The 12,900-nt window shown below is 55.7% G+C and carries 7 protein-coding genes and 5 pseudogenes; 8 read left to right on the top strand and 4 right to left on the bottom strand.

Features of this window, described 5'->3' with window-relative positions; all coding sequences use genetic code 11:
* The first annotated feature begins 274 nt into the window (after positions 1-274).
* The 6 genes and pseudogenes from OAN307_RS19440 to OAN307_RS28425 all read left to right on the top strand — a co-directional run.
* Positions 275-1,330, top strand: a pseudogene (locus OAN307_RS19440) (IS110 family RNA-guided transposase).
* Between the two features lie 386 nt (positions 1,331-1,716).
* On the top strand, positions 1,717-2,598 hold the full coding sequence (locus tag OAN307_RS19435) for an alpha/beta fold hydrolase (RefSeq protein WP_015501259.1): 882 nt from the start codon (positions 1,717-1,719) through the stop codon (positions 2,596-2,598).
* Between the two features lie 135 nt (positions 2,599-2,733).
* Positions 2,734-4,235, top strand: a pseudogene (locus OAN307_RS19430) (IS1182 family transposase).
* A gap of 268 nt (positions 4,236-4,503) precedes the next feature.
* Positions 4,504-5,275, top strand: a pseudogene (locus OAN307_RS31440) (transposase); the annotation flags it as partial.
* An 80-nt stretch (positions 5,276-5,355) separates the two neighbouring features.
* A pseudogene (locus OAN307_RS27050) lies at positions 5,356-5,725 on the top strand (hypothetical protein); the annotation flags it as partial.
* A gap of 483 nt (positions 5,726-6,208) precedes the next feature.
* Positions 6,209-6,385, top strand: a pseudogene (locus OAN307_RS28425) (IS3 family transposase); the annotation flags it as partial.
* A 170-nt stretch (positions 6,386-6,555) separates the two neighbouring features.
* On the opposite strand, the gene OAN307_RS19415 reads toward OAN307_RS28425, so the two are convergent.
* A complete protein-coding gene (locus tag OAN307_RS19415) occupies positions 6,556-6,741 on the bottom strand; it encodes a Flp family type IVb pilin (RefSeq protein WP_015501254.1) in 186 nt (61 codons plus the stop codon).
* Positions 6,742-7,095: 354 nt separating this feature from the next.
* On the opposite strand from OAN307_RS19415, the gene OAN307_RS19410 reads away from it, so the two are divergent.
* Entirely contained in the window at positions 7,096-7,956 is an 861-nt protein-coding gene (locus tag OAN307_RS19410; protein ID WP_015501253.1) for a lytic transglycosylase domain-containing protein, read from the top strand.
* Position 7,957: 1 nt separating this feature from the next.
* Positions 7,958-9,382, top strand: a complete 1,425-nt coding sequence (locus tag OAN307_RS19405; protein ID WP_015501252.1) for a UbiA family prenyltransferase — start codon at positions 7,958-7,960, stop codon at positions 9,380-9,382.
* Between the two features lie 304 nt (positions 9,383-9,686).
* On the opposite strand, the gene OAN307_RS19400 is transcribed toward OAN307_RS19405, so the two are convergent.
* Genes OAN307_RS19400 through OAN307_RS19390 form a run of 3 tightly spaced genes read right to left on the bottom strand, consistent with a single transcriptional unit; the run spans position 9,687 to position 12,777 of the window.
* Positions 9,687-10,454, bottom strand: a complete 768-nt coding sequence (locus OAN307_RS19400; RefSeq protein WP_015501251.1) for an SDR family NAD(P)-dependent oxidoreductase — start codon at positions 10,452-10,454, stop codon at positions 9,687-9,689.
* Positions 10,451-11,761 carry an FAD-binding oxidoreductase gene (locus tag OAN307_RS19395; protein WP_015501250.1) on the bottom strand — a complete coding sequence of 437 codons (1,311 nt, stop codon included), beginning with the start codon at positions 11,759-11,761 and terminating at the stop codon, positions 10,451-10,453. The genes OAN307_RS19400 and OAN307_RS19395 overlap by 4 nt, the downstream gene beginning before the upstream one ends.
* The gene (locus tag OAN307_RS19390; protein ID WP_015501249.1) at positions 11,758-12,777 is read right to left on the bottom strand and encodes a lysylphosphatidylglycerol synthase transmembrane domain-containing protein; all 1,020 of its coding nucleotides are present in this window, start codon (positions 12,775-12,777) and stop codon (positions 11,758-11,760) included. Before OAN307_RS19390 ends, OAN307_RS19395 begins: the two co-directional genes overlap by 4 nt.
* Between the last annotated feature and the right edge of the window lie 123 nt (positions 12,778-12,900).

Below are 12,900 nucleotides of genomic sequence, written 5' to 3'. Positions count from 1 at the left end.
CGGGCATGTGGCGATCCAAAAACTATCGATTAATGCCATTTGCTAGACTTCAAAGCTACGAGTCCAACATCTAGCATTGAAGGTATTGTTGAGATAGCAATTCTTGAGCAAAGAAGATGAGCGACCGTTTTGGGCCGGAAGTGACAAATGCTGCATTGCTCGCATTTCGAGATGAAGGGCGGGAAGTTGATGGGGTGGATGGCTTCTGCTCCAACCGACGTCGCAATGCGTCATACTGCAGATGTCACAAACGGCAAATGAGAGGAGCCACCCCATGCAAGTTACAACAATCGGCCTCGACCTGGCCAAAAACGTTTTTCAAGTTCACGGGATCACAGAAGACGAAGAGGTCGCCTTCAACAGGCCTTTGAGACAGGCACAGCTGTTGCCGTTCTTCTCCAAGATTGAGCCCTGCCTGATTGGTATGGAAGCCTGCAGCAGCGCGCATCATTGGGCCCGGGAACTCACGGCGTTGGGCCATGATGTTCGGCTGATCCCGCCGATATATGTCAAGCCATACGTTAAGCGCGGCAAGTCTGATGCGATCGATGCGGAGGCGATTTGTGAAGCGGTGACCCGTCCGACGATCATTGCCGGCAGGTGAAGCTTGCATTCACCGAGAGGGCGGTTTGTTGCAATAAAAACCGTTGAGCAACAAGCTCTGCTGTCGCTCCATCGCGCACGGGCTCTGCTTGTCCGACAACGCACCCAGTTGATCAATGGCTTGCGTGGCCTGGTCGCTGAGTTCGGCGTTTACATCGCGAAGGGCCTCGCGCGGGTCATCGGATTTGCAGAGGATATTTTAGTAGGCGAAGTGCTAGATCTGCCCGAGATTGCCAATGAGGTGATCCATAATCTTAGCGAACATCTTATGGCACTCCACGCTCGGGTCCGATGGTATGAAGATCGGCTCAAGCTGGTCGCCAAGGAAGATGCACGTGTCCGTTTATTGCGCACCATACCGGGCGTTGGCGTGGTGACAGCCTCGGCAATCATCGCCAGCATTGGTGATGGTCATCAGTTCCGCAATGGCCGCGAGCTTGCAGCATGGCTGGGTTTGACGCCCGCAAACAAGTCCAGCGGCGGGAAAGAGAAACTGGGGCGCATTACAAAAATGGGTGATCAATACTTAAGATCATTGTTGGTCGTTGGCATGACGTCGCTCGTCCGACAGACCAAGTCGCACCCGGAGCGCGCCAGCAAATGGCTGATATCGCTGCTGGAACGAAAACCTGCGCGCGTCGCAACAGTCGCTATGGCCAATAAAACGGCAAGGATTGTCTGGGCCGTTTTAACCCGCAACCAACCTTATACACCGCGCACGGCCTAAAGGGAGAAAGAACAAAGAGTTAGCAAAACCCGCGAGATGATGGTGCATAAGTCTGCCGCCAAAACCAGGACACCCCGTCGAAGGTCCCGGGCGACATAGCCCGCAAAGCTGATAGGGACTCGGTTTGCGGAATCCATCAGGGCCAGCGGTCAAAAACCGCGCAAACAGGCCCCTCTCATTGATTGCCTTGCAATCAACTGCCGGGCAGCGGGAACACATGACTGCTTCTGACAAATGCACAAATCTGATCAAATATGTCTTGCTATGCAGGAGCCATCCACACAGGACCTTCGCTACAGGTGGACAACACGTCCTTGAGATTCGAAAAAATTATTCGTTCCTCACGATCTCTACGACCTGATACCATATTATAACTGGAAGAAGGAATGAACGTGTTTGCGGGCTTTAAAGAAATCGACGTCGACGTCGCGGGGGCTGCAATCCATGCGAGGATTGGCGGTAGTGGCCCACCGCTTCTTCTGTTGCATGGGTATCCACAAACGCATGTGATGTGGCATGTCATAGTCGATGAACTTGCCAAGTCTCATAGCGTCGTGATGGCTGATCTTCGCGGTTACGGGGATTCCGTTGCTTATGATGGCGACTTTACTTTTCGGGCCATGGCGCGCGATCAAGTAGACCTCATGAAACATCTCGGGTTCGCTCGATTTGATGCCGTCGCACATGACCGTGGCGCGCGGTCTGCGCATAGAATGGTGCTGGACTACCCGGAGGCCGTGCGCTCAATTGCATTGTTGGATATTCTGCCAACATTGGATGTCTGGCGCACGATGGATGACTGGCTGGCAAAACGGTATTATCATTGGATGTTCCTGTCGCAGCCGGGCTACATGCCCCAGACGTTGATCAACAGTAACCCGGTCATGTTTCTTCACGCAGCCTTGTTGGGGCTGTCGGGCAAGAAAGATGCTTTCGATCCACTTGCTTTGGCCGAATACGAAAGGGCTGCGAAAAATCCAGATGTCGTCGCTGCTTGGTGTGGTGATTACTTCGAGGGGGCGGGCACGGATATCGATCATGACCGCGCTGACATGGGACGAACAAACGACATTCCCTGCCTAGTTTTGTGGGGGAGCCAAGGCGTGGTGGCGCATCACGTTGACCCTCTCATGGCTTGGCAGGCTTGGTTCCCCAAGGCTGAGGGACATGCCATTGATGCTGGGCACTTCTTGGTTGAAGAAAAGCCAACAGAGGTATTGAGATCACTAGAAAAGCATTTGAGCTGCATAGACATCTCTCAAAAATAGCTGGTTTCGTCCCCTCATAAGTTATGTCTCATCGCCGCAAAAAGATGAAATAAGGGCTTATTCTGTTGAAAAACTCTTGTTGATTTGAGGCTTGGCCCCTGATTCAATTGTTCCTAAAAACTGGGGGTATTTTCGATGTTGGGGCCAAAGCAAGAGGCGCCAGGCGCGTTGTTTTATGAGTTTTCGATCGACGATCACGTCCCTCAGGATCACTTGCTGCGATCCATTGACCGCTTCGCTGATCTGTCTGGCATCCGTCAGCATCTGGCGCCATTTTACAGCAACACCGGCCGTCCCTCGATTGATCCCGAACTTCTGATCCGGATGTTGCTGGTCGGTTATTGTCTCGGCATTCGTTCTGAGCGTCGCCTCTGCGAAGACGTTCACCTGAACCTTGCTTACCGCTGGTTCTGTCGACTGGATCTCAGCGACAACGTGCCCAATCATTCGACCTTTTCCAAAAACCGCCCCTCTCATGGTTTGCAAGCAAACCACTGCCGGGCAGTGCATGGTCGTTTCCGCGACAGCGATCTGCTGCGTCACTTGTTTGAAACGACTGTGGCGCGATGCATGGCGGAGGGGTTGGTGAGTGGTCAGCGCTTTGTGGCAGATGCCAGTTTGATCGAAGCTGACGCTAACAAGCAGAACTCAACACCGAAGGCCGATTGGGATCACAGCGCGATCGATCCTGAGGATGCACCGCGCGCCGTTCGAGAATACCTTGATGTTTTGGATGATGCCGCATTCGGCGCAGCCAGCGAGGTGGAACCCAAGTTCACATCTCATTCTGATCCTTCCAGTCAATGGACTGCCGCCCGCAAAGGCCCAGCGTTCTTTGCCTATTCAACCAATTACTTGATCGACACGGGTAATGCCGTGATTGTCCCCTCTCATGGTTTGCAGCGCAAACGACCGCCGGGCAATGGATGTTGAGGCCACGCGGTCGATCTGTCAGGCCGAAGTTGGGTCCGTGCGCACGATGCTGGATCGCGTCAAAGATAGGTTTGATTTAGATCCTGAACGCATCATCGCAGATACCGCTTACGGGTCCGGCCCGATGCTGGGATGGTTAGTGGATCGTGGCATCGCGCCGCACATCCCTGTCATTCACTGCCCGGCAGTGCGTGTTCGCATGCACGAGAGGGGATAAAGCCAGTCGCACCGATGGCACCTGGAGCAGGGAAGACTTTGAGTGGGACCCGAAGGGCGACAAGTACATCTGCCCAGAAGGTCAGTCGCTCAAGCAGTTCCGCCGCAACTACTCCGACCCCAGTCGAGGCCCAACAAGTACGGGCAGGACAAAATATCGTGGGCTTAAGCTGATCTGTCAGGCCTGCCCATCCAAAGCCAATTGCTGCCCGAATGCCAGCTCTCGCACCATCACACGCGAAGAACACGAAGACGCCCGTCAGGTCGCCTGCGACATTGCAAAAACCAAACAATACGCCGTTTCAATGCGACTGAGGAAAAAGCTCGAGATGCTCTTCGCCCACCTTAAACGCCTCCTCGGGTTGGGAAGGCTCCGATTGCGAGGGCCATGTGGCGCAAATGACGAATTTCTACTCGCCGCAACCGCCCAAAACCTCCGCAAACTAGCCAAGATCCTTCCTGCACCGCAGCAAATGCGCAAAGCCTGACAAGAAAGGCGCTTGCGCCGCGTTCGACGCCCAACTTTCTGCGACAGCAACACGGTGTTTTTCAACAAAATTGGCCAAAGATAAAAAACTAAAGCCTACATCCAAGAAGGCATTGAATTGTCGCCCAACACAGGCCGCTCGTCTTATCTATTACAATGCGTGAGATAAATGAAAAGTCGACTTTGTCCATCTTTAGCTTCGGACTGGATTTGTTGCACAAATAGGCTGTTGGGATTCACTGAATGAATCCAGTGTGATAGCTTAAGGTATGAGCAGTTGGGCCCCTACGAAGTACAAGACCAAGAATTGGTCGTCTTACAATGACAGCTTGAAGCGGCGCGGATCGTTGTCGATCTGGTTTGATCCGGAGATGATTTGGACGCCGCCACCAAGCGGCAAGCGCGGTCGGCAACAGCAATTCAGTGACGCGGCCATTCAGACTTGTCTGACGCTGAAGGTGCTGTTTGGCATGCCGCTTCGCCAGACAACTGGTTTTGTCCAGAGCCTGTTGCAGCTGGCTGGTCTGGACTGGGTAGCACCGGATTTCAGCACGTTATGTCGGCGTCAGAAAACGCTGTCGGTTGCCATCCCGTATCAGGGCTCAAAAGGCCCGTTAAATCTCCTTACCCCCTCTCGGCAGCATCCTGCGGATGCGCCTGCCGGGCAGTGGAGGGCGAAGGTGCCCTCTCGGGATCATGCTATGCATAACCCTGCCGGGTAATAAGTGGAACGCACGCAAGCCCTCCACTCACACATGCAAGCATGTGTTGTTGGGCAAAGGGCGGCGCGAAACATCGGCTGTGGCGCAAGATGCATATTCCTTGCCCGGCAGGGGCATTGATGAAGAAACGTTGGAGATACGCGCCGTCCATTGCCGTCAGGCGATTGCAAAGCAATCTGCCGAGAGGGACATGATCAGTAGCAGCATTGGGGACCCGTCCATGTTGCCCAACCTTCTCGGTCAGATCGCACCAGATCAGATGATCTGCAGCGTTTCAGCGCCCACTCGTGCATGTAAACATGCATTGCCGGGCAATGGATGGGGCATATGCCCCGGGGCGTCGCCCGTTCTGGGCTGAATTGATCCACTGAATCAATTCTAAGACGCCCGTCACCCCACAAATGTCATGAAGCAATTGCGGCCCGCAATGCCCGTGCTGTCATACCGCCACGCAAGAATGCCAAGCTATGGAAGCCTGATACGCTGGGGGCCAGAGCCCGAAACGACGCCGTACAGTCCTCAAAGGATCTCGGCTGCGCTCAATGGCGTCGCTTGAGCGGATACCACCGCCGGAGCCGCGTTGAGACAAGCCCTCTCGGGCATTGCTGCGCAATACACTACCTGGCAGCGGATGCATTGTATGAAACTACTTGGTCAGAGCTTGGCAGCGCGCGACTTCGACCGGCAGGTTGCGGAAATCCAAATCCGCGCAGTGATACTCAATGGCTTCACCGCACTTGGCATCCCCAGAACCGTTGTCGTAGCGTAGCTCCATCAGGGGTAAGGGGAAGTCAGACCTCATGCTGCTTTGTGCAACAAAGCCGGTGGTCGTCCAAATTTACGACACGCCATTTTTATGCCAGCGTTGGTCGCGATCCGGCACAATGCAGATCTGAAAGCCCAATAACGAACAGCTCGTCGCTGCTGGAAAAGAGAAAAAGGTCGCCATCACAGTTGTGATGCGTAAGCTGACTGTCCTCGCAAACGCCCTACTGTGCGATCATCGGAAATGGGTAGAAAAAGCGGCCGACCAAGGCGGATACTCATCGTTTGAAAGCAAACGACGGCCGGGCGGTGGAAGACAAAATCGCGCCGTCAGTGGGTCGCGTCGGGGAGTCCTATCCCGCTCGTGCATGCTTCGTATATCCTGCCGGGCAATGGACAACGCCCCTCTCGGCAGATTTGTTTCACAAATCGACCGTCCCGCTACCCGACAGCACATGCGCAGCATGTGTGAGAGGGGGGGCAATGCTTGGCCGAAACGATCAATGGCTTGTTCAAAGCGGATGTCATCCACCAGCGCCGCCCGTGGCGCACCTTTGAAGCTGTCCAATACGCCACACTTGAATGAGTCGATTGGTTCAACAATCGCCGCCTGCTGGAACCCATCGGAAACTTCCCACCAGCGGAAGCCAAAGCAAACTGCTAAGCGGCTCTGGAAAGATCAGACATGGCTGCGTAAATAGGACATATTTTCCTATAGGAAACATGGCGCGGTTCAGAGCGACACATGTCCAAAGCCGCAAACGCAAAGGGGCCGCATCATATGATGCGGCCCCTTTGCGTCGTCTAAGCGCCATGTCTTAGTAAGTCGTGGGCTTAGTATGTTGCGATCGTCGCAGCGGCCAAGTTAGAAGAAATCTTGTCGCTCAGGGCAGCTGTACCACCGCCAACAGATGTAAGTACGGCAATGCCGAGGCCCACGATTGCGGCTGTCAAAACAACCCAGTCAACTGTCACGGCGCCGTCTTCGTCGTTGCGGAAGTTTTTGATAAAGTTAAGCATTGTAGTCCCTCCTCAGGGTTTTTTACTCAGTTTCACTATCTAACTGGGGGTTTGTTGCACCGGCTTTCTGTTGGTTAGTCCCCGTCTTTGATACGTAGTAACTGACCGCTGAATGGGGCAGGAATGGGACGGCATTCGTTCAATTTTGTAACCAACTAACTTTTTGTCAAAAAAGATTGTAAAGACTTGATATATATTAATATTAAAAGTTTTTTCACCCAAAGCTTTTTTCTGATTGTTGCAAAGTCGCGTCTGATAATTCCCTCAACGGTAGGATTGTTCACGTAAGAGTGGATAAGAGAGGGGTATTTGCGTTAGGCTACACCTAACAAGAAGCAGGCGGAGACCGCACAAATGCGGCGCAGTATCATAATCCCAGGACTGATCGCCCTGTGTGGGGCGACATCATCCTTGCCCGCCCTGGCGGAAAATCATCGTTTACAAAACGAATTCACGTTCCGGCGCGTTGGCGTGCCGCAGGCGGGGGCCACGAACCGCATCAATGTGCAGGTCGCGCCGCGGGCGCCGACAGGACCGTCTGCCCCTGGACCGGCGGGAACGGCCGCGGCAACTCCGGGCACGCTCGGTGAACCTGCGATTGCCGGACTTGCACCCGTGCCAAACGGCGTTGAGTGGTACTGGGAGGCGATTTCGCCGTCCTTGGACGACGCCAACAGTTTCAGTCTTGAACGTGCCGTGGCTGCATTGCGTACAGCGCCACAAGGCAACGCAGTGCCATCACCGCGTTTGCAGGGCATGACAGAGCTGGCGAGTAGATACGGTGTTGAGATTTTGACAGCGACAATCGGTACCGACGTGTCGCCCGCATTGGTATTGGCTGTGATTTCAGTGGAAAGCGCGGGGCAATCTAATGCCGTAAGTTCAGCAGGAGCCCAAGGTTTGATGCAATTGATGCCGCCAACGGCGGATCGGTTCGGGGTGACCGATGCTTTTGATCCAGCCAACAATATTGAGGGTGGCACGGCCTATCTGGACTGGCTCTTGGATGAGTTCGACAACGGCGTGATTTTTGCGCTGGCAGGGTACAACGCGGGCGAAGGCGCTGTGCGCAACAACAACGGTATTCCACCCTATCCAGAAACCCGCGCCTACGTGCCCAAGGTTCTGGCCGCATGGGAAGTGGCACGGGGGCTGTGCATGACGCCGCCCGAATTGGTCACGGATGGCTGCGTCTTTAATGTGAACAGGGAATAGAATGTCCTCTAAACCGCTTGTCTTGGATGCAGACGGCACGCTGCTGCGCACCGATATGTTGCTCGAAGGGATCTGGAAAGGGTTCGGCACGGACCCATCCGCGACGCTGAAGGCATTTGCGCTGGTTGGGGATCGCGCAGCGTTCAAAGCTGAGATTGCGCGCATCGCGCCTTTGCGCGTTGATCTATTGCCGGTCAACGCCGACATTGTAGCCATGGCAATCGATGCCAGAGACGCGGGGCGCGAAGTGGCAATTGCCAGCGCGTCTGATGCGTCACTTGTGCAACCGTTGGCCGACCATTACGGGATCGAACGGGTTTTCGCGTCACAAAATGGGGTGAACCTGAAAGGCACGGCGAAAGCAGATGCTTTGGTTGCCGCGTATGGCGAGCAAGGGTTTGACTACGCCGGCAATGACAAGAGTGACCGCAAGATTTGGGATCACAGCGACAGGGCGATTGTCGTCGGCAATGCGGGCGGTGGGGCTAAGGGACTTTCTAAAGTCACCTCTGTCGCGGGTGGTTGGGCGCCTCGCGCGGTTCTGAAATCTATGCGCCCGCATCAATGGGTCAAGAACGTCCTGTTATTTCTGCCAATGATCGCGGCGCATGCGTTCTTTTTGAATACGTTCTTGGCGGTCTGTTTTGGCATCATTGCGTTCTCGGCCGCCGCGTCTTGTATATATATAGTCAATGATCTGCTCGATATCGAAGCGGACAGGCTGCACGTCAAGAAGTGTAAGCGCCCGTTTGCCGCCGGAACCGTGCCGATCCCAATTGGCATGTTGACCTGCGTGGGACTAGGTGTGGTCGCGCTGGGCATTGCCGCGATGCTGTCATGGCAGATGTTCGGTGTTGTTGCGTTTTACATGGCGCTGTCGCTGGCCTATTCGCTGCGCCTGAAGCGGATGCGCTGGATCGACATCGCCGTCCTTGCGTCCCTTTATACGCTGCGCGTGGACGCGGGCGCGGCGGCAAGCGGGGTTGATGCGTCAATCTTTATGTTGATTTTCATCTTTCCAGTTTTCATCTCGCTCGGTTGCGTTAAGCGTATGACGGAACTGGCGTTGGCTGAGGATGATAATCCTTTGCCGGGTCGCGGATACGCGCGGCGCGATTTGGGTGATTTGTTGAACATGTCTGCCGTGGGCATGGTTGGCGCGCTGGTGATTTTCTTTATGTATTCCTATTCTGATCAAGCGCTTGCGCTTTATCCGGACCAATGGCTGATGTGGCTTGCGCTGCTGCCGATTGCGGCGTGGCTCTATCGGATGGTGCGCTTGGGCTACATGGGACGCATGGATTACGATCCAATTGTCTTCGCAATGAGCGATATTCGCGGCATTGGCTATTTACTCATCACTTTGTCGCTGCTGTTTTACGCTGCTGGTCTGTGGAGTGTTTGGTTCGCGAGGTTGTTTGGGTAGTTCCCGCTATCGCAGAATTCGCCTGCGGCGGGCGGGGGAGCCTCCGGCGGGGATATTTTCAAGACAAAGACAAACAGAAGTAACCTTACCTTAACCAGAATCGATCAGCTCTGTTGGCGCGGCACAGGCGGGGACGCCGATGGCCGTAGACGGAGACAGGCAGTGTTTGTTCCCAGCCCGATGTGTGCCTCGCGGTTCGCTTCGGTTTTTGTCTTTTTGTCTTTGTCTCGAAAGTATCCTCGGGGGAGTCCGAAGGACGGGGGGCGAGTCCCCCTCTATGCCCGCGGCACGCGCAGATTTCAGATCAGATCGACATTTTCTTGAAAATTGGTTCTGGGATCAGTTTGATGATCGTCATGACTGGCCACCAGATCCACTTGGTATAAAGTGTGTTGCGCTTTTTGTGCAGCGCTTTGTGGATGTCGGCGACAACCGCATCGGCAGTTGTCATGAACGGCTGTTTGCCCAAGCCTTGCGTCATTGCGGTATCGACGGGGCCAGGTTTCACGGTCAACACATGCACGCCGTGACGACCCAAATGGTTGCGAAGGCCCGACAGGTAGGTGGCAAAACCCGCTTTTGCGGCACCGTAAACGTAATTGCCGACGCGTCCACGGTCGCCCGCTACAGACCCTAAACCAACTATTGAACCATTTTCGCGTGTCATCATGACGGGGGCGAGCATTTGCAGGAAGCGTGCCGGGCCGGTAAAGCTGTCAGCAATTGTGCCGTCAACCAGCGCGGGGTCGGCGTCAATGGCGTCTTGCGCTGGCATTGAGCCGACGAAAACCGCGCAGTTCAGAGTGCCGGACTGCGCCGCAGAAAAATCGATAATCTCTTGGAATGTGTCTGGCACGCGGGCGTCAAAGATCATTGGCGTTGCGTCTGACGCTCCGCGCGCTTTGGCGTCTGCGGCTGATGCGTTTAAGTCGTCCATGCGGCGACCCGCAAGGATCACATGCGCGCCGGTTTCGGCGACGGAGCGGGTGAACGCCTTTGCGATGGTCGAGCTTGCGCCGAGGATGATCCAAGTCTGGGCAGTTGATGTTTGATGAGGTGCTGTGTCGGTCATTTTGATATCCTAAGGTCTAGGCGTCTGGTCATATCGGTTTGCAAGGCGCCGTCGGGGTCGGCCTTTGCCGCCTCGCGTGCCCATTTGGGATAGTCGGGGTACATTGATTTGATCGCCGTGCCCGTAGAGAGCGCGTCTTTGGCAAGATACAGCCGCCCGCCTGCTGTCAGTGTTGCGGATTCAAGGTGTGCGATCAGACGGCGTGCAGCGGGGCGGTTGGGAAAATCAACGGCGAGGGTGTAGCCCTCCATCGGGAACGACATGTAGCCCGCGTTTCGTCCGTTTAATCCTGGGCCCATGCGTTTGAGAACGGCGAGGGGGGAGGCGAGGCCAGAACTGGCGATGATCTGCATGATGTCCCGCAGGGCGTGCGATTGATCTAATGGTACGACGCATTGGAATTGGTGAAAACCGCGTTTTCCGTAGAGTTTGTTCCAGTCATGGATTTTGTCGAGCGGGAAGAAGAAATCCTGCACAGTGCGCACAACCGTGCGCCCTGACTTGGGGACGCGGCGATAATAGGCCGCGTTAAATGCTTTGACGATGGGGCCAGACAGCGCCCAGTGCGGCGCGTTGAACGGGACTTTCTTGGTGCCACGTCTGGTCGGGCGCAAACCACGACAGGTTTCGCCTTCTTCAATGATGCCACGTCCGAGGGCAGCACCCGTCGCCGTCGCGTCGATCCAGCCAACACTGTAGGGCGCATCAGATGCATCAAGGAGGGCGACGTGGTGATCCCAATCGGTGGCGCGTTGTTCCGTCACCAGCATCATGTCACCCTTGGTCGGGATCAATTGGAGGGTCGCCTGCGCGATGATCCCTGTCTGTCCAAGGCCCCCACAGGTGGCTTTCCAATGGGCCGCTGTCTTTGGCGTGATCTCACAGGTCTTGTCGCCTTGGATCAGCGTGATTGAGGTGACATGCTGGCAAAAAGAACCCGCGCGGTGGTGGTTTTTGCCGTGCACATCCATGGCAATGGCACCGCCAACAGTTGCGAACCCTGTGCCTGGCATGACAGCGGGCAGCCAGCCTTGCGGCGCGAAAATGCGGGTGAGTTCGCCCAAGGTGATGCCGGCTTGCACTGTTAACAGGCCAGTCTCGCGATCAAAGGCAGTGATGCGATCAAGGCGCGTCATGTCTATGGCTTTGCCGCCGCCGTTCAGGGCGGCGTCGCCATAGGACCGGCGGTTGCCGACGGCGGGCGCATTTGCCGTGAGGGTTCGCACATCGTCTGCGCGGGCAATCTCGCCCTTCGCGCTTAGCACACGGCCCCAGCCGGTATGGGTTTGGTCTTTGGCCCAGATCATGTTTGAGTGGCATTTTTGGAGAGACGTTCGGCAACAGGGAAAATAGCGAGGCCGATCAGGATCGCGAACCACAGCGTCGACAGGCGAATGACGGCGGTGGCGGGGATAGAAACGTCAAGCGGGATGCCCTCAACGGACAGCAGCGCGACGATCGCGGCCTCAGCGCCACCAACGCCGCCAGGGGTACCTGTTAGGCCACCAGCAAGGGTCGCGAAAGTGAAAATGGCAATGGCCTTGGCGAGGCCAATGTCCGCGCCCATCCACGTAAGAAGCAGGTGAAAAGCGTAGCCTTCTGCGATCCAGCCAATCAGACCAAGCGTCATGGCGGCCGCCATGATCGGACCGCTTGAGAACACAGTGAGCGAGCGCGCGGCGATGCGCACGCGCGCCATCAGGCGGGGGAATCTCCCAATTGTGCGGTAAAGAAGCGTGACGCAGCCCGCGAGGAGTTTCGGACGGGTCGCCACGAAAGCAGCGGCCAATGCAAAGATCGCGACTGGTGTTGCCATGGCAATTCCACCAGCAGACAGTGCGATGCCCCCCGCAAGGATCAGGGCCATCGCCGCGAGATCGGAGGCGCGGTCCATCAAGGCAAGCGGTGCGGTGCGTTCGATTGTCCAGCCCGTTTCGCGCTTAAGCCAACGCATGCGGATCAATTCACCAACGCGGCCAGGTGTTACGGACATGGCGAAACCGCCCAAGAAATGGCGCATGTCTTGGACTGCGGTTGTGGGCAGGCCAAGGCGGTTGGAAAATAGATGCCAACGCACGCCGCGCAAAAGATAATTCACAAGGCTGAGGCAAAGCAGGGTCGCGATTTGCCCAGCGTGGAGCTGCATCAGTTGGTATTTGGTTGCTTCCCACCCCGTCGCGGCGGCCAGACCTGCAAGGCCCACAATCACGAACACGAACAACGCGGCTAGAATCGCAATGTCGCGCCAGCGACACGCACCGCCCTTCAGAATTGGGTTGCGTGCGGGCATCGGGGTTAGTTCGTGCGTGTTTATATTGCGCATTGTCATCATTTCGCAATTAGCGACAGAATTAGGCGAGACTATGACTTTGCATCCAATTTCGAAACGATTTTTAGGGACGGATTGGAAAATAGTGCGCTATCGCGCATTTTTAAGTCTGATGGG

This window comes from Octadecabacter antarcticus 307, from assembly GCF_000155675.2.
GTDB lineage: Bacteria > Pseudomonadota > Alphaproteobacteria > Rhodobacterales > Rhodobacteraceae > Octadecabacter > Octadecabacter antarcticus.
The sequence above is the reverse complement of the archived record's forward strand: the minus strand, read 5'-3'. Positions and strand labels throughout refer to the sequence as shown.